The following is a 24,816-nucleotide window of genomic DNA, read 5'->3' as shown; positions in this document are numbered from 1 at the left end:
GCTTATCCCACATGGTTCTAATTGGCTTAGGATCATTAGAGAACAACTTATATTAATACCGAGCTTGAGATGGCTTGGTAACATAACTCGACGCTCGCTTCCAAAGTGATTCATTCTGTTCAGTCACACAATCCGTGCCATTCTAGACTGGTCTCCTACCCTCTCAATCGCATTCATCCTCAGGTTGCAGTTAATCGTTAAGACAATTTCATAATCCGCATTTAAGCTGTACCACCATTTCTAGTTACTACCTTTTAATGAAATTTGAGACATTTTGTTGATTGTTACGTAGTGGTCCAATAAAAAAGGAACCACATGCAAACAATCAATATCGTCTGGCTGAAACGCGATCTTAGGCTAACCGACCATGTCCCGCTTGCTAATGCACTATCTTCACGTCGCCCTACCCTACTGCTCTACATATTTGAACCGTCATTGCTGAGTGATAACCACTATTCAGACAGGCATTGGCGGTTTGTGTGGCAGTCCATCGAGTGTATGAACTCAACCTTGAGTGTTCATGGGCACCGGGTCTCAATTATGCAGGGAGAGGCATTAGACTGCTTTCAAGAAATCCAATCCAAATACCACATACACACTGTGTATTCTCATCAAGAAATAGGATTGAGTTGCACCTTCGAGCGTGACCGTAAAGTCGGTGCTTGGTTTAGGACGCAAGGCATTAGTTGGCAAGAGTCGAACCAAGGCGCCGTTCTTCGCGGGATTTCAAACAGGGATGACTGGGATAAAAATTGGACATTGGTCATGAGAGAACAAATAGTCGATCCGAGATTTGATAGTAAACACTTACATACTATAGATTTTAAACAGAGTGACTATGAGTTCTGCCCTCCGCAGCGATGGACAGAAAAAGCCTCCGGCATGCAAACAGGTGGAAGCAAGCTTGCATGGTTAACACTCCGTGATTTCTTTGATCGAAGAGGGAAAGGTTACTATCGCAGCCTCTCAAGCCCTATCGCTTCGAGAAATGCTTGTACTCGCCTGTCTCCTTATCTCGCGTGGGGAAACATATCGTTAAGAGAGGTTTATCAAACACTACTCCAACACTGGAAAGTACCCGGTTTTCGACGAAGCTTAGTCGCGCTCTCTTCTCGCCTCCATTGGCATTGTCACTTCATCCAAAAGTTTGAATCCGAGTGTGAAATTGAGTTTCGTTGCGCCAATGCAGCCTATGAGCCTCTGCTTGCAGAAACTTGCTATACAGACCCAAAACATCTTACTGCGTGGAAAGCAGGAAAAACCGGATTCCCATTGGTCGATGCGTGTATGCGTTGTTTGCATCATACGGGTTACATCAACTTCCGTATGCGCGCAATGTTAGTCAGTTTCCTTACTCACCACATGAACATGGATTGGCGACAAGGTGTAACTCACCTTGCCCAGTTGTTCCTCGATTTTGAACCGGGCATTCATTACGCCCAATTCCAAATGCAAGCCGGCGTGACAGGCATCAATACCATTCGAATTTACAACCCGATAAAGCAAGCTCAAGAGCATGATTCGGAGGGCGAGTTTGTCAGAAAGTGGGTGCCTGAACTCGAACAGGTTCCTACACCTTTGATATTTAAACCATGGGAGATGACACCTATGGAATCAGCAATGTACCAATTGAATCCGGAATCACCGTACTTAGAGCCTATTTTCAATCTCGACGAGAGAGCGCGCGAGGCAAGAGACCGACTATGGTCTTGGAAGAAACGCGCCGATGTGAAAAACGAAGGTGCTAGGATATTGGCAAGGCACGTTCGTCAGACCAATAAAAGCGCAACACGTTGATCGCAGAGCAAGCCTTCGACGTAATTACCTTTTTAAACAAGGCGTTCGTTGAACACATAGAGACTACGGATAGACACATGAGAGATCTAACTTTTTCGCACGATGATATTCAAACCATGGAAAAGCGTTTTCGTACTCGGTTGGTCAACTCGATATCGGGATTTAAAAGCGCGAATCTGATAGGGACAAGAGACCAACACGGGCGAGAGAATCTTGCGATCGTGAGCTCAGTCGTTCACTTAGGTTCTCACCCTCCCCTGCTGGGATTTGTTGTGCGCCCGTGTAAAACACCAAGACACACGCTTCAAAACATTATTGAGACCAAGGTGTTCACGGTAAACAGCGTCAACGACAAGATTTTTCAACAATCACACCAGACATCCGCTCGATACCCCAAAGAGACGTCAGAGTTTAGTGAGGTTGGTCTAACGCCCTACTACGACGGAAACTGCCCTGCTCCGTTTGTTCTAGAGAGTCGTTTAAAAATTGCTTTAACCTTGAAAGAGCGTATAGACATTAAAAGCAACGACACGGTAATGCTTGTTGGAGAGGTCAACACCATTCACGTACCTAAAACGGCGCTTATGCACGATGGCTTTCTTGACCTCGATGCACTGGGTTCAGTCACAATGTCAGGGCTAGACAGCTACCACCGGACTCAGCGCATCAACCGTTTAAGTTATGCCAAGCCAAATAAAACGGTCTTTCCTCTCACTACCGATGGTGAGCCGTCATCATGGGCAGCGGTGAATCCCATTCCCGAATAGCCTTCATTTAAGCTCGCTAGTGTGAGACTTTCTGATCTCGCCCCAAGAGCATTCCGGTAAAAGCATCTCTCGAAGCCGGTGTGCTCTCTCTGTCCACGATGTATTCCACATGAGCATCGAGATCAGCGGAGGTGGAGAGCTCAATACTCCAAAGCGCGTTGATTTGATTTGGCACCATCGAGTATCGCACATCAATAATTCGTAGTGGGTTATGTGGGTCTAAGGCAAGAAAGCCGTTTGAGAAACGCGAAAAGCGCTCCACATCGATCAATTGCTGACTGCCATTATCAAGCCATGTCAGGTTAGTAGCAACATCCAATTTCTGAATCGACTCTCCTGGGTACGTTTTTACATGCGCCCCTACCCTAACAGCATCAACAAAATAAAGACCATTGAACTCGTACACGACTTTCCAAACCAGTAGATTGGCCAAAGTAGGCTTCACTTCCAAGACGACAGGCATATGCTGACGCTCTTTTGCCATCTGCCATCCAACTGATTCCGCCCTCTGTTTCTGAACTCCTCCAATAGTCAGATAAACAAACGCCCAGCTTATCGCCACCAGAGCGAGCTTAGGTCTGCACTTCCAAAAAGCGAACATAACCAGTAGCAATAATGGCAGTGTAAAAATGGGGTCGATAACCGAGATAATATTGAAGGCAATACGTTCATCGGATATTGGCCAAAGCAACTGGGTACCGTAGCTGGTGCAAGCATCCAATACTCCGTGGGTGCCATACCCCAATGCGCAATAGAGCCATGTTTGACTGAACCTCAAGCCATTTCGTTTTGAAAAGAGCCAATAGAGACATACAGCGCAAAGGAGACTGCCAATAGGGATAAACAACAAGGAGTGGGTAAACTGTCGGTGATATTCTAGAAATAATAGTGGATCTTGGCTCGAATGGATGAGTACATCTAGGTCCGGAGCCATGCCAGAGAGAGCCCCCAATACGGCAGCAGTCCGTAAAGTCTTCTTGTTGCTTACTGACAAGGCTAGTGCTGCGCCCAATACTCCTTGTGTCAACGGATCCATAACTAACTCTTTGATAGCGTTAAGCTTAATGACTCATACTATATAGAGTAGACGCATTTTTTGGTCGATGTGTAGATAAGCTTACATTTCACATACGACGTAGAAGTTTAGGCCAGCCCTTAGCTACTTACACGATTTGAGATTGAGCGAGAAGTGCAGACTCACGAATCTGCTTTTCTTTGAAACTCGAGAGTATAAACATCATCATGTAACCCAGACACAGTGCAATAATAATCGCCACGATATTGTCCGTAAACGCAGATATCACGTAGAACATAACAACCAGCGTCGCTATACCAGTTAAGCGAATAAAGAGGCTCGTTTTAAAGTGTCCATTTGCTTTGATGTAAGCCAGTTGGTAGGCATTTAGCATCATAAAAATAAAGAAGATAGAGAAATGAAACAGCACCGGTGTCGCCCCAATATACTCTGCAGGGAAAAGCGCGGCTACAAGGTCCGAACCGAACAGCAACATGATCAAGAAGAACGCGCCACTAACAATAAACGACAACTTAAACACCCATCGACGAATGAGCTGAATCTCTAGAAACTCGCCATTTCTCACCTTCACAGAAAGCTCAGGAAGGACAAAGCGATAAATTGGGAATACGAACAACATCGTCATATAAGTAAAGGCTGGACGTACTACAACCTGAAAATCACCAAGTTCATCAACACTGAAGTAGCGAATGGTGAGCAGCACCGCTATGTAGATCATAAGAATGCTGGCGCCCGCCTCTAGAGTCGCAGTAAAGCTCTTTTTCACATAACCGTACATATCTGAATTTAGCTGCACAGGTTTGATTGGCAAGGTCGATATCTCTTTCCTACGGCTGATAAACATATAGAGCGCCGTTATTAACGAAGATATGGTTAAGCCATAAAACAACGCCGTCAAAGCGCTAAACCCAGCAATATAGTAAGCAAACAGAAATAGAGTCACATTCAATGCAGGGTCGAGCCACGTCGTACGGTTAGTAATATCATACAGACGATACATGGCGACTAAATTGGTAAAATAGAGCTTAAGCCCTAGACCAAAAATGATTCCTACCAATTGCAAGTATTCGACTCCAATATCAAGGCTGTGCTTGATGTATGGAATCACCCCACCCCATGTCATGAGAACGACGAATATAAGAGTAAATCGGAAGATATTGATTATATCGATATCATTTTTTGTCTGGGAATACGTCACCACCATGGATGAACGAAAGCCCGTCATCAGAATCATGGACAAAGAAATGATGTCAACGACCGTATGAAAGAGAGCCAAATCGGCCTTTGCTACCCAACTCGCAAGCCAGATTTTGAAGGTAAACCCTATCGCAATGCTGATGAGTGTTGCCCATATACCGGAAAGAAACGCCTTTTTTACCTTGGCGACTGATTGTGAATGCATTTCGGTTGCTACTGTCATATGGTGAGATAACCACATAGTATTGAAAGCTATTCTCATTTACAACCAAACTCTGTTGCACTTCCTATGACATTGACAATGCAAGAAGACAGATCAAAAAGAGACTAAATTTCCTCTCTATATAGTTGTCTCCCAACACAGGAATAAGTAATAAGCCAGTGACGCTTCAAGGGTTTATGAGCTCGTAAGGGAGTAATCATGATTGGGCGTTGATAGCTAACAAATAAACGCTTTATCAACACCATAATTCATCAAATAGGCAGCTTAATCTGTCAATGTTCAGGCTGAACATTGACAGTAAGCCGACTCGACCAAGCGTTCATATTCTGCTTGTACGTCATCGACCGAAAATGACGTCCATGGGATACCAGCGTCTTTCAAGGCTTGTTGGTAATGACGCGCGGGCTCAAAAGCCATAGGCTCTAAAAGTAACTCTACCCCAGTTTGTTCTTGTGGAGATACCACGGTTAACCACTTGTACTCGTCCAATGGCACTTCTGCCTTCTTAATAAAACCAAGCACATCTGTATAAAACGAAAGAGCTCGATCTTGGTCTTGTACGGGCACACTGGTTACTGTGATTTTCATTGCTGTTCTCCTCAATTATTGGAACAACTGCATCATAGATTTTATGTTCTATGATTACTTATCCTAGATTGTTCAGGTATCGGTGAGCCACTCATTTTTACTTGACCAACTTTTAAATCTTCACACATCTAACTGAAAACATATAGTTCTTGGTACTCGTGGCTCGTCTAATTTCACCTTTGTGAGCATTCCACCATGAGTACGCCAACGTACGAATATAGGCTTTGTTATCGGTCGCGCTACTTCCAGTCCAGAATTCAGTGTACGCACCTTGTGTAATGTACCAACCATTCCACTTGACACCTGCAGGTCGAGCAAAGAAACGATGCTTATTGAGTAGGGATTTATCAACCTTTTTAAACGGACCATCCGCTTGGGCCTCTTTTAGCTGAAGTCCAAGGTTTCTCTCTCCTCCTCGCCAGCCTTCAATATTAAGCTCGTCATCAGACATACCAATTGCTTTTTCTAAAGCCTTCCAATCTTCATCAGTCGCAACTCGCCAGCCTACAGGACAGATATTTCTTGAGTCAGAAACATCATGCCAATCATATAGCCTACCGTATTTGTGCAAGTTTTGTGGATCGTCTTTAGGAATAACGGCGGTCGTAATCTCAGAGCCATCTTGAAACTTGGTACTTCGTAAATTTTCTGCAAGCCATACCTGATCACCGATTGTCACAGTTCGGTAGATGTTACCTTCTCTGTCTTTAACAGTTCCTTCCAAATCGTAGAGTCCCTTATTCATGTCATTAGCAGATGATGTAGTAGCCACAACCATACAAACTCCTATAGATAAAATACGCTTTTTCACAATCATTAACCGTAATCGAATTGACCACTTAAGGTTAACGGTGAGCCTATTCGTCCACTAGGTGACATACTCTTTAAAACTTGCCCATTTGTCTCATTTGTTCATTCCTAGGCGAATCACGCAATATTATTAACTAAACCTTTTGCTTGAACCCACTGTTTCGGTGATTGCCCATATAAGCGTTTGAACTCTCGGCTAAACTGAGACGAGCTCACATAACCCACGGACATGGCAGCCTCACTGACATTCGTACCGGTCGCAATTTTCATTGCTGCACTATTGAGGCGCATGGACTTCATAAACTGAATTGGAGACATGTTTGTGGCCTGCTTAAATTTACGATGTAACACTGCCCTGTTCATCCCGACTAACGATGCGAGTTCGTCATGGAGACATTTTTGTCTAGATTCATAGATAAGTGTTCAATCGCTCGCGCGATACCATTGCTTACACTGAAGGCTTTTCTAACAGAAGGTCCGCACTCCCCTTTTAGTACCGCGTAATAGAGCTCTCGCAAACGGCTCTCCCCTAGCACTGCTGAATAAGTGACATTGTCACTCATTGTAATAAGGCGGTACAACGCATCTTCGAACTCTGGATCCCAATCGGAAAGCAATAGACTTTGTGGAGTGAAAGAAGATTTTGGTTCTGAATCGAAACCTTTGGCCTCTTCGACTTCTAACGTCAGCTCTTTCATAACTTTGGTATCAAGGGAAATGTAAACGCCGATTAGGGGATCATCCGAAGACGCTTCAGGCGTACCTGCTTCTACTGGAAGCGAAGCGACGCAACATATGTATTGTTGATTATCGTAGACGTAACGGTCGCGCTCGTGACCTTAAATAAATGTACTCCATTGATTCGACTTTCAATCATGCCATCGGTTGTCAGTCGATCAGCAACCCAATCTTTTAGGTTTTGCTTCATATTTCTTCCCCAATACAACAACGATATAAATAGGCAAATTTTAGAGATAAATCGTTGCAAGCCATTGATGATCTCAATACCACACTAGGTCACTATGTTGATGTCAGTTTTGTACACATGGATCTCGCCAGCTTAGCTTCTGTCAAGACAGCCGCATCGGAGCTCTTAGAACAAGTAGAAAGGATTGATGCGCTTATCTGTAACGGCGCCATTGCTCAAGTCGCAAAGCAAAAATTCACTAGTGACGGGTTTGAAAGCCAACTGGGTGTTAACCATTATGGTCATTTCTTACTGTGCGGTTTGCTATACCCGCGTATAGAAGCAAGTAACGGACGAATAGTAGTGGTAGGAAGTACCGCATATAAAATGGGTAAAAAGCGCATTCGATTTGAAGATATCAACTTTAATGAAAGATACACAGCTTGGGACTCATATGCACAAAGTAAACTGGCTCAAGTAATGTTTGCGTACGAGCTGCAGCGCCGTCTTCATCATGCGGGTAAACAAGTACAAGTTCATGTTTGTCACCCTGGCGCTTCTAGAACCAACCTCCTAAAAGACACGGCAGGCACTTTCCATAAAGTCGCTTGGGCGGTAATGTCTCGTTTCATAGCCCAATCTGCTGAAAAGGGAGCTTGGCCTCAACTGCTTTGTGCAACTCAAGAAGGGTTAACACCAGAAACTCTATATGGGCCAACTAAAAGAGCTGACACAGTAGGTCCCGTGGATGTAAATACTCTAGATAGAGTCGCCTTGGACGAGACAATGGCAGCGCAACTTTGGGAACTATCAGAGCAAGCCACATCATTTATGTGGAAGTCTTTGTTCTCCTAATGTATTTCTGTTCTTTCAATCAAACGTAATATTGGAGAGATGTTGTCAATGTTCAGGCTGAACATTGACAACAAGCAAGCGGTTTTGGTCGACTAAAACTGACTTCCCAAGCCGTTAATGATGTAGCGAAGAGAACCCAATACATCAGATGCTATCAAGCCCACTTGTCCGTGTCGCTCTGCATTATGGTCAGCAGCCATACTGTGAATAAGCGTCCCTAACGTTGCTGCATCAAAAGGTTGATAGCCTTGAGCTAGCAGAGAAGAAATTACACCTGCTAGTACATCCCCCATCCCACCAGTTGCCATTCCAGCGTTCCCAGCATGACACACTACGGTTTTCTTTCCGTCGCTGACTAACGTACCAGCCCCTTTTAATACCGTGACACATTGGTATTTTTGACATAGCTGATTGACTGCACGATAACGATTATCCTCAACCTCAGTGACACTGCAATCGAGTAACATCGCGGCTTCACCTGGATGCGGGGTAATGACCGTATTCTCTATTAAACAGACCTCACATCGTTTTTTGGCCAGCCAATATAAGCCATCTGCGTCTATCACTTTTGGAGTGGCGTGAGCTTCTTTCATCACGGTTTGATAAACATCCTGTCCCCAATCAAGCCGACCTAAGCCAACACCCAAACAGATCGTAGAGCACCACTTAAGGCGAGACAATAGTTCAGATGTTTGTGAAACCATGGCTTCAGGTAATAAAGAACGAACAGGCAAACAGCTCGAATCATGGACCGTTAATGCAGTGAGCCCAGTTCCCGTTCGTAATGATGCCGCTGCAGCTAGATAGGCGGCACCACTTATTCCATCGCCACCTCCAACAATAAGAAGACGCCCATGGGTTCCCTTATGCGAATCTTGCGATCTCTCCTTCAAAGCAGACAACCAGCCTTCATTCGTTAACAACGAATCAGCTTCATAGCTATCGGCAAACTCACTATCGACAGACAGTCCTGCGAATAGTAACTCTCCGACATAACGCCTTGCTTGTCCAGTTACCAGTCCTTGCTTCATTGCGATAAAGGTGACAGTAATAGCCGAGCGGATTGTCTCGCCAAGAGCTCTTCCTGTATCGGTATTGAGACCCGAAGGTGCATCAATAGAGACAATAGGAAGCTCGGTATTATTGAGAATTCTCGTCACACTGGCGACATCATCTCGAACGGCACCTTTTAGCCCTGTGCCCAACATGCCATCAATCACTAAATCGACACTCGAATCCACATAGTCTGCCGATGACAGAATGCAGCCTCCTTCGGCGAGAAAGCGTTGCTCAGCCGTCTTAGCATCGCCAGTGATTTTCACTGCTGAACCCACTTGCCACAACGTGACCTTATATCCCGACTTTAATGCTAACCGCGCAACGACATATCCATCTCCACCATTATTTCCTGTTCCTGTGACGACCAAAATATGGCGACACTGTTTAAACCGCGTCTCCACCACAGAGAATACCGACTCACCAGCTCGCTCCATTAAATCGTACATCGGAATACCCAGCGCCTTGGCTACTCGCTTTTCTCCTTGTCGTACAGTCTCAGACAGATATAAGGCCTCAGGGAGTTTTTCTGCGGTCAAATTCAATAACATAAAAGTGCCTCAATGATGACTTGATTATTCACGCTATAACCAAAGCATAAGACAAGGCTCATTGTTTTACAGAGATCCAGCGAGCAACAATGAAGCTGCTGGCGAGTTTGACTATTTGGTTGCTGTGGAAACACTAATGTTCAGCCTGAACATTGACAAACACTTCCACGAAAACTTCTCAGATAAATTGGCCGGAGTAAGAGATGTTCAAAAAGCTGACGTGAAGTGAATGGAGTAGTAAAAGATGATGTAGTAAAAATAAATAGAGTTGGGGAACGACTACCTAATGTTCAGGCTGAACATTGACAAACACTTCCACGAAACTCTCTCAGATAAATTGGCCGGAGTAGGGGATGTTAAAAAAGCTGACGTTACGTGAATAGAGTAGCAAAAGATAGATGTAGCAAAAGTAAATAGAGCAGGAGACAAACGACTCAATGTTCAGGCTGAACATTGACAAACACAACAATAAATTATGTAGGTATCACACAGGATTCCAAACCAGACCATTGCGAATCTATAGATTTTCAATAGTGCTAGGTTACTAAATGGTAACTGCTTGTCACTAAAGGAATTCACTTCTATATTTGAGTTTGTATTGAGTTAATATAACGAATGAGGGAATAAATGGGACACTCAAATAAACTCAAAGCAGGTGACAGCTTTCCTGTTTTAAATGCCACACTTCTTGACGGTTCGAACGTTACTCTTGGAGAGCCTAAATCCGGGATGACATGGCAAGCGGTTTTTGTTTACCGAGGCAAACACTGTCCTTTGTGTACGAAATATCTCAATGAAATTGAAACGTACAAACAAGCATTTAATGACGCTGGTGTTGATATTCTCGCAGTATCCGCAGACGCGAAACATCAATTGGAAGAGCAATTAGAAAAACTAGATATCTCTTTCCCAATTGCCTATGGATTAACAGAAGAGCAGATGAAAACGCTAGGTGTGTATATTTCGGTTCCGCGCTCAGAACAAGAAACAGACCACAACTTTGCTGAACCGGGTTTGTTTGTTATCAATGAGAAAGGGGAATTACATGTCGTTGATATTTCGAATAACCCATTCGTACGACCTGAATTAGGCGCATTGACTCGAGGTCTCGCTTGGATACGTGACCCAAATAACCACTACCCAATTCGCGGCACACTAGATTACTGATCTTGGATATGTCCATAATTAGAAAAGCCAGCCCAAGTGACTTACCGGGCTGGCTTTTTGTTTGTCTAACAGTAGGGCACTATTTATTTAGTTGTATATTATGTGCTTCCGACCAAATACGTAAGTCTTCAAGAATATTCAATGCAGTTGAACCAAACTCGGTTAGCTCATAACTGACCGCTATAGGGCGGTCACTAATGACTTTGCGGATAATCATGCCTTCAGACTCTAGCTCTTTTAATCGTTGATCTATCATCTTCTTGCTAGCACCGCCAAGCATTCTCGCTAAATCATTGAAACGAACAGGTCCATCTTTCAAATGGTAGATGATGGAACCTTTCCACTTACCACCAATCAAACGCATGCCTTTTTCTATAGCACAAGGCTCAGTACAAACATTCGCTACAGTCTTTCGCCCTTTGGTATCAATGGTAATAGAGCTTTGCATAATAGATTCCTCTACAAACTTACGCCTCGGTTAACAGATACAAATAAGTATACAGGAAAGCAAACTTCCAATCCGCACCCATTAATCTTGAATTAAAAATGCGTCTGAATATGCGCTTCAAAACGCTCAAAATCACTTTCAATATCTGCGTTTTTCATAACATCGAAACATGAAAACGTCGGAATAGAACTCATACCAAAGAAACGGAAATTAGCATGCATATGGAACATCAAATCATCAACACCTTTTCCTTGAAACAAATATTCAGTGTCATCATCGAACGATTCTTCAGGAGCATTAAATGTCAGTGAAAGCATGTACTTCGTTCCTGATTGGGTACCGCCAGTTCCGTAATTTTTCTTAGGCTCTTGTTCACTACGGCCATCAAACTTACAAAGGCCGCCGCCCATACCTGCAGTAAACACATCATCCATGTATTTTTTGAAAGACCATGGCACTGACATCCAATTCACAGGAGATTGGATGATAACTTTATCTGCCCATTCAAAGTGCGCCAGTTGCTCATCAACATTAATGTCATCTTGCATCGTAACAGTTCTAACTTCATAGCCCTTTTGTTGTAAAAGAGTCTGGGCTTTATCAACAAGACTTGCATTCAGTCGGCCTGGAGAATAAGGAGAAGTTTCGTGCGCGTTGATGATCAATACATTACTCATAGTCATTACCTTTTCACTGTTTATTATTGAAGTAGGATAGGGGACTCCTCATCCAGTGGTGGTATCTTATGGTAACCTGTAAACTGATTGCAATTAGTATACTTTTGGTAACCTAGTGCTTTTAATCCTAACATGTTGAAAATATGTATAAATTAAATTCAAAAAATCTATTCGATGGTACCTTCAATAAGGTACCAAGACACCAAACTTCTTTCTTATAATCTTGTCAATGTTCAGACTGAACATCCAAGCACTTTAGTTTTCATGTTCTTACAAAAGCTCATTGCGTCTACCAATCAAAGATTAACTTCAACACTCAAAATCAGTAGGTTCAACGATCCAGTAGCCTCAATACCACTCTTTACCGTTTCATGATGTACGTGATTTTAGAGCTCATTCGACCACAGCCTCCCTACATAAATCTCGATTGCAAGACCAAAATTATTTTTAAAAGTAGCAAGCCTAGTATGCCTAAATCTTAAGATAACAATTTGTTACAGCGTCACCTAAGATGAAGTAAATGATTTGTACAAAAGAAAAAAGAGTAGGGGAGAGGAATTAAAGAACCTTGAATTGATGAATTTACAGATGATACAAAAACAATGAGTTTCTTTTAAAACAAGGTATTCCAAAGAAGGTAATAATTAGACGAAAAGTGGTCAATGTTCAGCCTGAACATTGACAAGAATTTAACATATAAAATAAGCACTTCTTCAATTACCGATTCCAAACATAACACGATCGGCATAAACGAACATTTCGATCATATCAGTCTACTCTCCTATTACAAAAAGCAAATGAGATCAGTTATCCACTTCCATGATCTATCGACTTCGTTAAATGTTTATATCAACACTACAAGACTACTAATAACATTTAACGATCTATTTTGTGATCGGTTCAAAACAACCACATTTACCAATACAGGCCTGAGTAATTAACCATCAATCAGTACAATAAGTGACTGGTTTTTGATGATTAACTCGACATTCCATTGCAAAACTCTCTTGAGTTTTGTGATGGTATGTTGAGTCACCAGTTGAACCTCAGTGAAATTGGTATTTATTGAAACTAGATCCTAAAGGTTCTAGTTTCTTAGATGTCTGCAAAAAGTAACGACATTTACCGATTTAGAACCAACATTAGCCGATTAGATATAGATATTTACCGATTCCTTAATAACATTAAGCGATCGTCCATATAAACATTTACCGAATATGATTGTTTTTATATTGATATTTACCGATCTAAACGCCTCAAAGATCCTAAAATTCAAGTAGGTAATGATCACCACGTGATCCGCGCCTAAAAAACACTCAGATCCTATGAGTATTGAGCCCTGATCGGTAAAGTAAGATCAAATACTTCCAACTAAACATTTACCGAACTAACTAAACATCTACCGATGTTTATAGTCGTTTATTGTGATCTAGTATCAACATTTACCGATTTGGTATAGATAATTACCGAAGTTAATGAGTTAATCGAAGATCTCTGTTAGACTGATACTATCGTATCCATAGGTAATGATCATGACTTCATCATCCAGCTTGACCGTTATTAATGAAGAAGATCGAAAGAATCGATTTATCTCATCCATTTTATTCTCGAGAGCGACTATTTTCCATCCAGCCTCACGTTTGACATCAACGATGCAGTCAAAACTGGTTGAGATTGCACAAAATGGCGGTACGGATCTCAATTACCCCTTAGAAAGCGTAAATATCAATAGTTACGGTAAAAATTTTAGAGTTGATCTTCATGTTGACTATTTACTGCAACCTCACCGCGATATTTTAGAAACAATGTTGGCTTACGCTCAAACGATCCAACTGGATGATTCTTCTTATGAGGCTGGTGCTCGACTGACCTGGTCCCAGGTGTATCAAACGATAACTGATGGCGATGTGTCAGATACCCAAGAGGACGGCTTTGATTCGTTTATAGATCGTGATGCTACGGTGTTATCGATGAGTATGTATGAACTGGCTACACGTATGGGTATGGCAACGACGCGAGCTAATTATGATCAAATTGAACGGCGGATCACGCAGTTGGCCACGGCGCACCTTGTGATCAATGAGCTCGATGATGATCAAAATGTTGTAGGTAAAAAGCCTTTAGAGTTTGTACAAGATTACCGATTCTATTGCGATCGCAGCAAATTCAAAACTGGACGCAAAACCACAAAGAATCTAACGAATCATGTGTTTTTGGTACCAGATATGCGTTTACTCCAGGCTATTCGCGACCACGGCTATTACTACCGCTTAGAGCAGCACAAGATGACGAACTACAGTAAGCCATCTGTACGTTCATTCTTAAAATATATAACAACGCATAAAGCCGAGTTTCTACATAATAAGAAGTTTGAGTGGGCACTAGACAGCTATATTCAATCTATAGCTTCGAAAGTTAGTCATAGTTTTCGTAGTGATCTAAGAAAAGATCTATTGGCTAACGCGGTACAAATTGAAAAAGACTTTAGCCTACAGTTCCGAGATGTCGGAAACGGTATTCAAATTTTCTATATTGGAGAAAGTGAATCATGATCACTCAGTCTCTTGATACGCTGATGTCGTCACGTGCAAGTCAAGAAATGAGCTTTAGCTTAAAAGGTTTACTGAAAGGACATGTTGGGATGCTTATAGCAGCACCAAACGTGGGTAAATCTCACCTAGCACTATGTATTGCAATGGAACATGCATCTTCAATGACCTTATTAGGGATGAGTGCGGCCGATAAGCCTGCGAGAACCTTAGTTCTCAGCTCAGAAGATGGGGCTGGTGTAATACAAACCAGAATGAAAGACAAACTGGCAAGTTGTACACCGACTATTCGTTCTGAATTGAAAAACAATTTACACTTTCTCACCGATATCGAGCCAATTGTTATTCCGCCGGATTCTTCTCTTCAAGAACAATCAGAACACCAAGTCTATTTGAAGCAACTGACAGAGACATTTGCTCAATTTGACTTAGTGATCATCGATACCGTTACGGAATCGATCGGTCGATGTGAAGAAGTGAAGCACGATAGGCTAATCAAAAACGTCTTTCAATCACTCGCCAATGAATCTGGTGCGAGTCTTTTGCTTGTTCATCACGTCAATAAAGATGAGATCCGTGGTAACCAAGAGATCACTATGGCTTCCGGTGCGGGGCTTACTTCGGTTATGCGCTTGACTAAGTGCTTATTTACGTTGAAACGTAACAAAGACTTTATGTCGATCAAGTACTTGAAAAGTAACTATCTACCAGAGAATGAGAATCAAGAGTTTGCGGTAGAAGTGCGCCAAAGCCTGACCATTAATCCTGATGTTTATAACCCCAAAGCGCGAGCGAGTAAGGGAAGTCGAGCGTCTACGATTATCAAAGCGCCGCCAAAATCGATCACCTTGTCAGGCACGATTCCTGAACAAGAGGAGATCGAAGAGCGTAAAAACTTACGCGATGTTCTCTAATCACTTTCTAGTGTGAACCCCTTTCTATGAGCAGCTCAAATAAGAGCTGCTTTTTTGTTTGAGCACGTTTGACCTGTCTACAGGTTTCAGGTTTAGACTCCGCGCCTTAACCCAATAAGCCGAAGTGAGATCGAGTCTATCAGAGCCTGGTCACGCGAGCCTTAAGAAAAGACTTCGGCCAGTCGATTACTTCATCAAACGTTTGATCAACAAAGGCTGCAAGTAGATTGGCAGCTGCAGAGCGCCTACAAGGGGCAAGAACAGCGGACCTAGATAAGCCCCTGCAATGGTGTAGGTAAGGAGTACATTGCGGTTCCCCGATGTGATAGCAGCAATCATCGCGCCTTCGCGATCGGTAAATTTGAATATGAGGTAAGCGGCCACGAAAAAGCTCAGGCACAAAACAAACGCCAGTAGGAAAAGGTGTAACGCGTGCTCAGGGTTTGTATCCCACAATTGACGAAAGTCGCCCATTAAGCCGAGCGGGAAAAGAAACACCAGCATTATGTTGTACTTGGCCAGTTCAGCATGCACTTTTTTGATCTTAGAGAGATCAATGAAGGCATGGATCACGAAGGATAGTGCAATAGGGCCGACGATATAAACGATCAACTTGACTAAGTAAGCCTGCATGTCCAACTCAAAGTGATCGTTGTAAGCCCACCACAGTGTTGCGTAGAGAGCCACAGGCTTCAATAACGTTGATGTGATGGTGTATGTCATGGCTGAAAAGTAATCCAAGCCAATTGAGCGCACAATTGCAGGAGTGGCAAATAGGGAGCCGGTTGCCGCAACCCCTAACATGGCTAGAGCATAGTCTTGATTCAAGCCTAAAAGCATTATGACTGCAGTACAAAGCGCCATCATGCCAAATGTATGAACCAACGCGTAGCCCCAACCTTTAACTTGCAAAAGGGACTTGAGCAGGGTTTTCTGATCAAGCCCGACTAATGTGAAGAACATTAAAAAGAACAAGACGAACGGCAATATCTCAAATACATGCATTGAGATGCTAGGAACAATAAATCCTAGAAAGCAGAATGCAATGAGTAACAATGGGGCTTTGCTAGCGAGATAGTTGAGCATATTTCCGTATCATGTAAGGCGCAATAATGCCCTTAGTCCTTAATGTTTGCTGCGCTGACAGAAGAGCGTTGCACTAAGATCGGCATAAACAATTTGCGTTCTTTTTGCTCCATTTCTTCCTTGTTTGCAAGCTGTAGGGAGAGTTTAACGGCTTCGTTTGCCATCACTTGGATAGGGTAACGAATGGTGGTTAAACGTGGGTAAATGTAACGCGCGATATGACCGTCATCGAATCCAATCACTGACATGTCTTGAGGAATACGGACACCGTTTTCTTGAAGCAGCGTCATACATCCAGCTGCCATCGAGTCATTATAAGTCGCGACTGCGGTGATCGGTGTATTTCTCGCCATTAAATCGACCATGGCTTGTTCGCCACCGGTTTCATCAGGTTCACCGTATTGGATGTACTCTTCACGAGGTTCAATACCATTATCACGTAGAGCGTCTAGGTATCCCTCACGACGGTCGCGTGCATCATCAATGTCGTGACTAGAACACAGGTAACCAATGTGTTTGTGGCCATTACGGATAAGGTGCTCTGTCGCGATATAAGAGCCTTGTCGGTTATCAAGTGCAATACAGCGTGGCGCAATATCGTCAACGACACGATTGATCACCACCATCCCAGGTATCTCATCTGCGAGCTTGGTGAGCTCAGCATCTGACATCCCTTTACTGTGAACCACCAACGATTCACAGCGACTGTTGATCAGCAGATTGATGGCATTACGCTCTTTGGTCGCATCATGATAGCCACAGCCCACCAGCAGCTGCTTTTCTTGTTCACTTGCAATCGTATCAATGGCTTTGATCATAGAGCCAAAAAACGGCGCAGACATGTCATTGACCAACACACCGATAGCATTAGAAGATTTACTGACCAGTGCGCGTGCATTGGCATTTGGGCGGTATCCCAGTTTTTCCATCGCTTTCTTAACGGCGATGATGGCGGATTCACTCGTGTGAGGGGCGTTATTGAGGACGCGTGAAGTGGTAGCAATGGATACGCCAGCTTCTCGCGCGACATCTTTTATGGTGGCCATAGGGGACTCAGAACTAAAAATTTTGAGCTATTTAACAATGTGTAGCAGTTGAACTCAAATAGTTAAGTAATAATTACCGCTATGCATCAAGAATTTAGATGAAATACGTGCTCAATTGAGCACGCATTATTCTGATGTCGATACTGTATTATTGTACCCGTGATGGCGGGAAGGCTTGGCTGCCAAGGACATGACCATTCACTTCTTTACCGTAGTAACCTTGATGATCATGATACTTTTGCGCATTGGCTTCTAAGTCACCTTTATAACGAGGGTCTTGCGGACGCTCGTGACTATTAATGTAGGCCGCAACATCCCATGCGTCTTGTTCGCTTAACTGAACACTTTTCCCTAGCGGCATATTCTCGTAGATGAAGTAAGCTGCGGTGTTAATACGGTGCATACCTGCTCCCCAATTGTACGCGTATTCCCCCCATAATGGCGGAATGTATGAGCGTCCATTTCTATCGCGGATGCCTTGCCCACTGTCACCATGACACGCTGCGCAGTTATCAACATAGACTTGTGCGCCGCGTTCAGGTGAAGGTTGCAACTCAGGGTTATCTATTTTCGGGTACCCACGACCAGCCAGGTTGCCACGTTCATTAACCGGTAGCGCTTTCGCTATTTCTGACGGTAATGGGAAGTCCTCGGATTTACCGCCTTTCAATAACAGCTCTCGGCTTATCGCGGGAACAGGCTTGTCTTGCATACCGTATTCATCCAGTAAACCGCCCATTGCTAGCCAATACGCGTAGGCACTGAGTGCTTCGAGTTCTTTTGAGTCTTTTGATGGCGGTTTGCCGTTCATTGAATAAGTAAAACAGCCTTGAATACGGTCTGCGTAGCTGTTCACTTTGTCGTTCTTTTTGCGATAAGCAGGGTACGCCATATAGGCCGCCCAAAGAGGTGCTGCATTGGCTTTGCGTCCGGCTTCCATATGGCAATTCACACAGTTTTGTTCATTACCGACGTAGCGGTCTCGCATTTGCTGTGAATCGACAAATAGTGAGTATCCATATTTCACTTTTTCAGAAAATTCATCATCACCAATGATTGAGAGATCGCGCGGCTTTAGGTATTGAACATCGCTATGTTTTTCAACCGCTGGCAACTCTTTCTGACGATCAGGGAGCTCTTGAGTCACGATATCACTTGCAAACGCGTAAGCCGACACTGTGCTAAGCAGAAGGGAATAGATCAGTTTCATTTCGATTCCTCATAGCGAAAAGACGCAAAGTAGTAAGATAGATTTTCGATCTCTGTATCGGTGAGTTTTTTGGCAATACTGCCCATCATGTTGAGCGGATCGCCACTGCGGGTGCCATTCTTCCAAGCATGTAATTGGTTTTGTAGGTAGTCCGCCTGTTGACTTGCTAGGCGTGGAAACTTATCAACGCCCATACCGCTTGCTCCATGACAGGTTGAACAAGCCGGGATATTTCTATCCCAGTCGCCTTGGTAGACCAGTTTTCGGTATGGGTTAGTGATATCGGCTTGCGACCCTCGCTGTTCGAGTTCGGTGAACTCCCAAGTCGGAAGGCTTGAGAAGTACTCTAGAACCTCTAAGCGAGCTTGCGGATCATTCAGTCCGTCGGCGATCCCTTTCATTAGGACACTATGTCGTTTGTCGCTAGAGAAAAGCGTTAGCTGAGCTTCCATATATTCGATATTCAGCCCAGCTAACATTGGCGCAATACCGGTTTGCCCCTTACCGTCGACGCCGTGACATCCAGTACAGATCTCCCCTTGTTCAGGGATGTCCTTGGCTTGGGCTGCAAAAGTGGTGGTACTCCAGAAAAGTACAACCAATAAAACATTACGAAACATGCTGACTCACATTTGATTATTATTTGAGCGCGCTATTTTGGTGATTGTTCATCAGCGTGACTATTGTGGAAATCCACATAAATGATGGGTATGGCTGTTAGTCTTCTAGGTGATAGGTGATAGGTGATAGGTGATAGGTGATAGGTGATAGGTGAATAAAAGGCTTCCCCCACTACAAGGAGAAGCCTAACGGAGTGAACGGATTACACTTTGCGGATCTTGGCTGGTAGAGATTGGCGAGCCGCCGCACCAACCACCCAATCTAGCATCACGCCTTTGCCTTTACGAGTTGGGTCAATCAAACCAATATCGTTGATATTGACACCGTCATGACCACTGGTTTTCACAGGTTGCTGCTTATCACCAATCCAGTGTGCCCGCTGACCGAGTTCAGTGTGACCAAAGCCATGTTCAAAACCGAGTGTGCCTTGGCGAATACCAGCCATGACCATTGCGAGCGCCGTGGTGCTCGCTCCAGGTGTTTCAATCACGAAATGATCGCCAGTTTGAATGCCTGCCGCAGCGGCATCCGTTGGATGGATATAAACAGGGTTAACACCTTTAATCGAGTTCAAGCGTGGTGACAAATTGGATACCGCGCTGTGAATGTTCGATTTAAAGTTAGTCAGGCTGAATGGCCACTCTGCTTTCGGGTACTTTGTTTCGAGTGGTGTGCCGTCTGCCAGTTTTTGCGGGTGCCAAGTCGGGCAGCCGCTGTAGAAATCGCCCGTCATGGTGTTTCTAGCGCTCCCTACGCGGTCATTCCAAATCGCGACTGGACGTGTCCACCTGTACTTCATTTGCTCTCCTTTGTAGGCTTCTGTGGCGTTTTCAAAACGACCACCGCGAGCAAAAATGTACGCGACACGCTTCATCTCATCCGGAGTTAGTGCTTTTTGCATGCTTGGTAGTAGGCGCTCAAGCCCAGACCAAGCGATGTCTTCCGCACTCACTTCCGGAACGCCGCCTTTCACGTAGGCAAGGTTGGCAGCAGAACGCAGGTAAAAGTCTTCTGCGGCGTGAATACTGTGCCAACGACCACCTGAATCTTTGAGGGCGTTGTCACCAAAGCCGCCTAGATGCATCTTCTTCGCTACATCGATTAGGAAATTTTCTAAGCAGATACTGCGACCGTCTTCGGTTTTTTCTGTGCGTGATTCCACAATTGGCCAACGTGCTGTCACGGTTTTCACTGGCACATCGTGCCAAGGTGACGCCATCCCCCAGCTTTCGTAAGTGACCGTATCTGGCACGATGTAATCCGAGAGAGCCGTAGTTTCGTTGATAAAGGCATCGATAGAGACGATCAAACCCAGCTGCTTTGGATCTTTTAGCTTGTCTTCAAGCAGCGTTTTTAAACCCGGCACGCCATAAATTGGGTTCGCCATGTGGTTGATCCACGCTTTCACTCGGTATGGATAGCCATCGATCGCTGCCGATAGGTGCTCAGTAAGTAAAGGCGCTGCAAACGGATACCAAGGTGCGCGTGTTGGATACGGTGATTCACCGGCTTCAACACGACGTTTGTATTCGCTGGTTTTTTGGTAAGGGAATTTGCTGCGTGAAAGGAACACGCCTTTGGGTCCCACTTTGCCTTCAAACTTGGTGAAGTCGTAACGAGGCCCTGCCGCAGATGTTGGATAACCACCCGCTTTTGCCATCGCGCCGCCTTTCATGTTGATATTACCAATCAAGGCATTGAGCATCATGATGGTGAAGGCGTTGTAGAAACCATTGGTGTGCATGTTGCCACCATGCGTATCGACTACCGCTCTTGTACCATGACTGGTAAAGCGTTTTGCGAGTGCAATGATTTGGTCGACAGGGATTTCACATTGCTCGCTGTAGAAGTCAAGATCGTATTTAAACGCTTCTTCTTTCAAACGTTGCAAGGATGACTTAACGCGGACGACACCAGATGCCAGCTCTACATCTTGGTCGACAAACAACGATGCTTCTGCAGCCTGCTTGTGTACGCTAAATTCGCCACTTTGCGCATCGACAATTACATACGGGTCGGTCTCAGATAGGGGTTTTCCTTCAAATGGCATGCCCATTTCAGAAGCACGCAAGAAATGCCCATTACGTGAGTGAGATTCATCACTGATCACAAGGTGTGTTGCGTTACACCAATGTGCGGTACCTGCCTTTTTCATTGCTGTTTCGCCCGGTTGAGCGAGGAAGGTTTTGTTGTAGCGTTCGTTATTGATGATCCACTGAATCATACCAAGGACCAAGGCGGAATCTGTCCCCGGTTTAATTGGCATCCAATGGTTATTATCACCCGCGGCAAGGCTGGATGAACCTGCTGGCAAGCTCGGCGTGATGATGGTGTATTCGAGTTTGCCTTCGGTGCGTGCTTTGGCTAGCTGGCGAGCCTGACGTTTGAACGGGTTTCCCGCTTGTGCTGGTGACATGCCAATAAAAATAACGTATTCGGCATTATCGAAGTCTGGCTTTAAGTGGGCGTTCTTATCCAAATCGTTCATAAACGCGCCACTGCCGGCACGGAAAGCATAGCCACAGTAAGAACCATGATGGCCAAAGTTACGCGTACCAAAGCTATTAAAAGCAAAACGTTTGAAGATGTCGTCGCGGCCTTCGTTACCGGCGTTAGTCATCAACAGTTGGTTGGCTTTCGGGCCGTATTCTGGGTTTTGCGGATCAACGGGCGTAGTGAGGTCACGAATGTCTTTCAAACCTTCGACATGACCTTCGCCAAACAGATCGCCACCGTTAACGACTTCATCCACCAGCTGTTCGTAGCTGATCGGTTCCCATTTGCCTTCACCACGTTTGCCTACACGCTTTAGTGGTTGGGTTATACGATAAGGGCTATTACGGATTTCCATCATGCCGTTACCGCGAGCACACGCTGTAGAACGGCCCTCTAAACCGTTTTCACCCGCCAAGCTCAAGTAAGCGTCTTTTACTGGCGTCTCAAATGGAATGTGCTGCTGATGTGATAACGGGTGGTATGGGTTGCCCGAAATGCGCAGGATCTCGTCGTTGCGATTGTCGATACGAACGCGTAAACCACATAAGCTCCAACAACCAAAACACATGGATGGCGCAACACGCTGATTCGGGTTAGGAATTAAGTTGCCCTTGTCGTTCACCTTGTATTCGGGTTCAAGTGAGTTGCCGTGGTGAATATCACGGGTTTTCTCACCCGCAGTACCGTGAATAGCACCTTCTACCATGTGTTTAGTGGTGGTTGCGTAGCCCGCAGCAAAGGCGCCAAGCGCTCCCACAGCAATGCCAGATTTCAAAAACTGACGGCGTTTGTTATCCATAATGAAATCCTCTTAGATCAGTGTTGAGTTAGGGTTGAAGGTGTTGATTCACGCTTTGGTTGAATCAGTTCGGAACCAAGTAATGCCAGCGCAATCCACAGACCAAACATGCCGATGATGCCGAGCAGACCGTTACTGCCAATCGGCAAGTCGTATGGATATGGGCCAACATCGAACTTAGCGATGGTTTGTACTTCCATCATGGTGATCCAACGAACAGTCCATGCTGTGGTTAGTGTCATCGCCGATACAATTAGTAAGCGGATAAAGTTCGATCCTGAATCGCGTAATATGAACAGAGAAAGCAATACGCTGGCTAATAGGAACACGGTTAATAGGGCGATATGGTTGACCCACACGGATTCAGAATACAGTGAGAAAGAAGCATTGTTTGAAGCCCAAATAGGGATCAGTAGTAGTGCCAATACACCGCTCAGTGTTGTTGTTTGACGCAGCAGGCGAGTATCGCCAAAGCTGAGCTTTTCGGTTTTAGACGGGATGAGTAACCAAGCAAGCAGTGTAAAGCCGACGGCGCCAATGAATGCGGTAACAAACCAAATTACAGGTGATGCCGGTTGGTGCCACAATGAACGAGATTTCACGACGGCGATTTCAGCGCCAGTGTAGAGTGCAATGCTCAATCCAGACAGAACGGTTGCCAGAGCGGCGGCCATCATCAATCTGCGGCTGGTCTGCCAGCGACCAAGTGACAACTTAGAAATTAGACGAAGCGCTTTGCCCGGTTGGGCTTCAAGGCTGATCAAATCATGACGCAGATATAACCATGCCGTTGCCACAGCCAAGCCTGAGAACAGCGGTAAGAACAACGAACCTAATGACATCCAAGACCAAGGGGTGAGATGTGCGTAGAAATGCCAAGCACGCCCCGGCTGGTGGAGATCGCCTGTTAACGCGAGCGGGCCAACGATCGCACCAATCGCAAGAGTCAGCACTAAGGCTGCGCGCAGACGATGGCTAGTGTGAGATTCAAACAACAGCGCGATTAAGAACAAAATAGCCGCCGCATAAGCTGAGCCGATGTAGAAGAAATATTGCACCGCCCAAGGAAGCCAAGCGATGGCCTGAGGCTGTACGAGCACTTCGGTTATGTTCATGCTTTTTCTCCTTGTGGATCGTAAATCGCAGGCTGACCTTCAATCTGTTGAGTGAAGCGTTCATTCATTCCGATGTAGAACACGTGGGGTTTGGTGTCTTCGTTTGGCTTAAGCACCTTGATGTCGTCTTGGTGCTGCGTCATCAGGCGGCGAACTTCGCTGTTCGGATCGTTGATATCACCAATCACACGAGCACCACCGACGCATGTTTCCACACAAGCAGGCAGCAAACCTTCTTCGAGGCGATGTGCGCAGAAAGTACATTTGTCCGCAGTTAGGGTCTCTTCGTTGATAAAGCGCGCATCGTAAGGACAGGCTTGAACGCAGTAAGCACAGGCCACGCAGCGACTGTTATCGACCATCACGATGCCGTCTTCTCGTTGGAAGGTGGCTTGCACCGGACAAACGGCCACACACGGTGGGTTATCACAGTGGTTACACAAACGCGGCAGCATGAAAGATTTCACTTCTTCTGTCGCGGTTGATCCATCATCGAGGGTGACTTCATACTGTTTTACTGTGGTTCGGAACTGGCCAATAGGGGCTTGGTTTTCGATGCTGCAACCGACAGTGCAAGCCTGACAGCCAACACATTTACGTAAATCGACAACCATGGCGTAGCGTTTACCGACTTGGCCCTTGCGGTCGGGTTGATTGTTATTTCTGATCACAGTGCCTGCTGTGGCTGTGCCAATTCCGGCGATTGGAATCAGCGCTGCACCTGCGGTAACGGCACTGAGAAAACGGCGTTTGGTGGAATCCATAACTCACCTGCTAAGATTGATTAGAGCTTGTTTTCATTGTCAGAATTGCAGCCGTGTACCGATATAGTGGATTTCCACATACCGAGATCAAAGTTGATCTAAAACAAATGTGGATTACGCTAAGTTGCTGTTATTCT

Annotated in this window: 22 protein-coding genes; 6 read left to right on the top strand and 16 right to left on the bottom strand. The window is 44.8% G+C overall.

Translation table 11 applies throughout. From position 1 onward, the window contains the following. Positions 1-315 precede the first annotated feature (315 nt). A complete protein-coding gene (locus KI655_RS19690) occupies positions 316-1,797 on the top strand; it encodes a cryptochrome/deoxyribodipyrimidine photo-lyase family protein (RefSeq protein WP_285408092.1) in 1,482 nt (493 codons plus the stop codon). A gap of 77 nt (positions 1,798-1,874) precedes the next feature. Continuing rightward, a complete protein-coding gene (locus KI655_RS19685) occupies positions 1,875-2,564 on the top strand; it encodes a flavin reductase family protein (protein ID WP_285408091.1) in 690 nt (229 codons plus the stop codon). Between the two features lie 16 nt (positions 2,565-2,580). Here the strand turns inward: KI655_RS19685 and KI655_RS19680 are convergent, their stop codons facing one another. The 6 genes from KI655_RS19680 to KI655_RS19655 all read right to left on the bottom strand — a co-directional run bounded on the left by KI655_RS19680 (position 2,581) and on the right by KI655_RS19655 (position 7,215). Next, positions 2,581-3,600 (bottom strand): metal-dependent hydrolase, encoded by a 1,020-nt coding sequence (locus KI655_RS19680; RefSeq protein WP_285408089.1) that lies wholly within the window; start codon positions 3,598-3,600, stop codon positions 2,581-2,583. 127 nt (positions 3,601-3,727) lie between these two features. Then, a complete protein-coding gene (locus KI655_RS19675; RefSeq protein ID WP_285408088.1) occupies positions 3,728-5,002 on the bottom strand; it encodes a hypothetical protein in 1,275 nt (424 codons plus the stop codon). Positions 5,003-5,299: 297 nt separating this feature from the next. Next, positions 5,300-5,608, bottom strand: a complete 309-nt coding sequence (locus KI655_RS19670) for a VOC family protein (protein WP_285408087.1) — start codon at positions 5,606-5,608, stop codon at positions 5,300-5,302. A 112-nt stretch (positions 5,609-5,720) separates the two neighbouring features. Then, the gene (locus tag KI655_RS19665; protein ID WP_285408113.1) at positions 5,721-6,386 is read right to left on the bottom strand and encodes a fibrobacter succinogenes major paralogous domain-containing protein; all 666 of its coding nucleotides are present in this window, start codon (positions 6,384-6,386) and stop codon (positions 5,721-5,723) included. A gap of 149 nt (positions 6,387-6,535) precedes the next feature. After that, positions 6,536-6,781, bottom strand: a complete 246-nt coding sequence (locus KI655_RS19660; protein WP_285408085.1) for an AraC family transcriptional regulator — start codon at positions 6,779-6,781, stop codon at positions 6,536-6,538. Positions 6,782-6,786: 5 nt separating this feature from the next. Continuing rightward, on the bottom strand, positions 6,787-7,215 hold the full coding sequence (locus tag KI655_RS19655; protein WP_285408112.1) for an AraC family transcriptional regulator: 429 nt from the start codon (positions 7,213-7,215) through the stop codon (positions 6,787-6,789). Positions 7,216-7,400: 185 nt separating this feature from the next. On the opposite strand from KI655_RS19655, the gene KI655_RS19650 reads away from it, so the two are divergent. Beyond that, positions 7,401-8,180, top strand: coding sequence for an SDR family NAD(P)-dependent oxidoreductase (locus KI655_RS19650; RefSeq protein ID WP_285408084.1), 780 nt, complete (start codon positions 7,401-7,403; stop codon positions 8,178-8,180). A gap of 92 nt (positions 8,181-8,272) precedes the next feature. On the opposite strand, the gene KI655_RS19645 is transcribed toward KI655_RS19650, so the two are convergent. Then, the gene (locus KI655_RS19645) at positions 8,273-9,787 is read right to left on the bottom strand and encodes an NAD(P)H-hydrate dehydratase (protein ID WP_285408082.1); all 1,515 of its coding nucleotides are present in this window, start codon (positions 9,785-9,787) and stop codon (positions 8,273-8,275) included. Positions 9,788-10,414: 627 nt separating this feature from the next. On the opposite strand from KI655_RS19645, the gene KI655_RS19640 reads away from it, so the two are divergent. Further along, the gene (locus KI655_RS19640) at positions 10,415-10,954 is read left to right on the top strand and encodes a redoxin family protein (RefSeq protein WP_285408080.1); all 540 of its coding nucleotides are present in this window, start codon (positions 10,415-10,417) and stop codon (positions 10,952-10,954) included. Positions 10,955-11,033: 79 nt separating this feature from the next. Here KI655_RS19640 and KI655_RS19635 read toward each other — a convergent pair whose 3' ends face one another. Together KI655_RS19635 and KI655_RS19630 are read right to left on the bottom strand one after the other, a co-directional pair. After that, the gene (locus KI655_RS19635; RefSeq protein ID WP_285408079.1) at positions 11,034-11,402 is read right to left on the bottom strand and encodes a helix-turn-helix domain-containing protein; all 369 of its coding nucleotides are present in this window, start codon (positions 11,400-11,402) and stop codon (positions 11,034-11,036) included. Between the two features lie 92 nt (positions 11,403-11,494). Beyond that, positions 11,495-12,079 (bottom strand): NAD(P)H-dependent oxidoreductase, encoded by a 585-nt coding sequence (locus KI655_RS19630; protein ID WP_285408077.1) that lies wholly within the window; start codon positions 12,077-12,079, stop codon positions 11,495-11,497. A gap of 1,526 nt (positions 12,080-13,605) precedes the next feature. Here KI655_RS19630 and KI655_RS19625 point away from each other — a divergent pair. Further along, on the top strand, positions 13,606-14,631 hold the full coding sequence (locus tag KI655_RS19625) for a hypothetical protein (RefSeq protein ID WP_032550802.1): 1,026 nt from the start codon (positions 13,606-13,608) through the stop codon (positions 14,629-14,631). Continuing rightward, positions 14,628-15,542, top strand: a complete 915-nt coding sequence (locus KI655_RS19620; protein ID WP_285408076.1) for an AAA family ATPase — start codon at positions 14,628-14,630, stop codon at positions 15,540-15,542. The genes KI655_RS19625 and KI655_RS19620 overlap by 4 nt, the downstream gene beginning before the upstream one ends. Before the next feature lie 186 nt (positions 15,543-15,728). On the opposite strand, the gene KI655_RS19615 is transcribed toward KI655_RS19620, so the two are convergent. The 7 genes from KI655_RS19615 to dsrO form a co-directional block, all read right to left on the bottom strand. Next, positions 15,729-16,628: a hypothetical protein gene (locus KI655_RS19615; RefSeq protein WP_285408074.1), complete on the bottom strand. Its 900-nt coding sequence runs from the start codon at positions 16,626-16,628 to the stop codon at positions 15,729-15,731. 32 nt (positions 16,629-16,660) lie between these two features. Further along, positions 16,661-17,674, bottom strand: a complete 1,014-nt coding sequence (locus KI655_RS19610; RefSeq protein ID WP_285408072.1) for a substrate-binding domain-containing protein — start codon at positions 17,672-17,674, stop codon at positions 16,661-16,663. A gap of 148 nt (positions 17,675-17,822) precedes the next feature. Beyond that, positions 17,823-18,884 carry a c-type cytochrome gene (locus KI655_RS19605; protein ID WP_285408070.1) on the bottom strand — a complete coding sequence of 354 codons (1,062 nt, stop codon included), beginning with the start codon at positions 18,882-18,884 and terminating at the stop codon, positions 17,823-17,825. Next, positions 18,881-19,504, bottom strand: a complete 624-nt coding sequence (locus tag KI655_RS19600; protein ID WP_285408068.1) for a c-type cytochrome — start codon at positions 19,502-19,504, stop codon at positions 18,881-18,883. The genes KI655_RS19605 and KI655_RS19600 overlap by 4 nt, the downstream gene beginning before the upstream one ends. A 203-nt stretch (positions 19,505-19,707) precedes the next feature. Then, complete coding sequence (locus KI655_RS19595) at positions 19,708-22,800, bottom strand: tetrathionate reductase subunit A (RefSeq protein ID WP_285408066.1); 3,093 nt, start codon at positions 22,798-22,800, stop codon at positions 19,708-19,710. 17 nt (positions 22,801-22,817) lie between these two features. Beyond that, positions 22,818-23,915, bottom strand: coding sequence for an NrfD/PsrC family molybdoenzyme membrane anchor subunit (gene nrfD, locus KI655_RS19590; protein ID WP_285408064.1), 1,098 nt, complete (start codon positions 23,913-23,915; stop codon positions 22,818-22,820). Further along, complete coding sequence (dsrO, locus tag KI655_RS19585; protein ID WP_285408063.1) at positions 23,912-24,679, bottom strand: sulfate reduction electron transfer complex DsrMKJOP subunit DsrO; 768 nt, start codon at positions 24,677-24,679, stop codon at positions 23,912-23,914. The genes nrfD and dsrO overlap by 4 nt, the downstream gene beginning before the upstream one ends. Between the last annotated feature and the right edge of the window lie 137 nt (positions 24,680-24,816).

It is taken from the genome of Vibrio sp. D404a (assembly GCF_030248535.1).
Classification (GTDB): Bacteria; Pseudomonadota; Gammaproteobacteria; order Enterobacterales; family Vibrionaceae; genus Vibrio.
This window is presented reverse-complemented; position numbering and strand designations above follow the sequence as displayed.

Bases quoted from the DNA above. Each gene is read 5' to 3' on its own strand.
- KI655_RS19690 (WP_285408092.1), top strand. From the start codon at position 316: ATGCAAACAATCAATATCGTCTGGCTGAAACGCGATCTTAGGCTAACC.
- KI655_RS19685 (WP_285408091.1), top strand. From the start codon at position 1,875: ATGAGAGATCTAACTTTTTCGCACGATGATATTCAAACCATGGAAAAG.
- KI655_RS19680 (WP_285408089.1), bottom strand. From the start codon at position 3,600: ATGGATCCGTTGACACAAGGAGTATTGGGCGCAGCACTAGCCTTGTCA.
- KI655_RS19675 (WP_285408088.1), bottom strand. From the start codon at position 5,002: ATGCATTCACAATCAGTCGCCAAGGTAAAAAAGGCGTTTCTTTCCGGT.
- KI655_RS19670 (WP_285408087.1), bottom strand. From the start codon at position 5,608: ATGAAAATCACAGTAACCAGTGTGCCCGTACAAGACCAAGATCGAGCT.
- KI655_RS19665 (WP_285408113.1), bottom strand. From the start codon at position 6,386: ATGGTTGTGGCTACTACATCATCTGCTAATGACATGAATAAGGGACTC.
- KI655_RS19660 (WP_285408085.1), bottom strand. From the start codon at position 6,781: ATGAACAGGGCAGTGTTACATCGTAAATTTAAGCAGGCCACAAACATG.
- KI655_RS19645 (WP_285408082.1), bottom strand. From the start codon at position 9,787: ATGTTATTGAATTTGACCGCAGAAAAACTCCCTGAGGCCTTATATCTG.
- KI655_RS19640 (WP_285408080.1), top strand. From the start codon at position 10,415: ATGGGACACTCAAATAAACTCAAAGCAGGTGACAGCTTTCCTGTTTTA.
- KI655_RS19635 (WP_285408079.1), bottom strand. From the start codon at position 11,402: ATGCAAAGCTCTATTACCATTGATACCAAAGGGCGAAAGACTGTAGCG.
- KI655_RS19630 (WP_285408077.1), bottom strand. From the start codon at position 12,079: ATGAGTAATGTATTGATCATCAACGCGCACGAAACTTCTCCTTATTCT.
- KI655_RS19625 (WP_032550802.1), top strand. From the start codon at position 13,606: ATGATCATGACTTCATCATCCAGCTTGACCGTTATTAATGAAGAAGAT.
- KI655_RS19620 (WP_285408076.1), top strand. From the start codon at position 14,628: ATGATCACTCAGTCTCTTGATACGCTGATGTCGTCACGTGCAAGTCAA.
- KI655_RS19615 (WP_285408074.1), bottom strand. From the start codon at position 16,628: ATGCTCAACTATCTCGCTAGCAAAGCCCCATTGTTACTCATTGCATTC.
- KI655_RS19610 (WP_285408072.1), bottom strand. From the start codon at position 17,674: ATGGCCACCATAAAAGATGTCGCGCGAGAAGCTGGCGTATCCATTGCT.
- KI655_RS19605 (WP_285408070.1), bottom strand. From the start codon at position 18,884: ATGAAACTGATCTATTCCCTTCTGCTTAGCACAGTGTCGGCTTACGCG.
- KI655_RS19600 (WP_285408068.1), bottom strand. From the start codon at position 19,504: ATGTTTCGTAATGTTTTATTGGTTGTACTTTTCTGGAGTACCACCACT.
- KI655_RS19595 (WP_285408066.1), bottom strand. From the start codon at position 22,800: ATGGATAACAAACGCCGTCAGTTTTTGAAATCTGGCATTGCTGTGGGA.
- nrfD (WP_285408064.1), bottom strand. From the start codon at position 23,915: ATGAACATAACCGAAGTGCTCGTACAGCCTCAGGCCATCGCTTGGCTT.
- dsrO (WP_285408063.1), bottom strand. From the start codon at position 24,679: ATGGATTCCACCAAACGCCGTTTTCTCAGTGCCGTTACCGCAGGTGCA.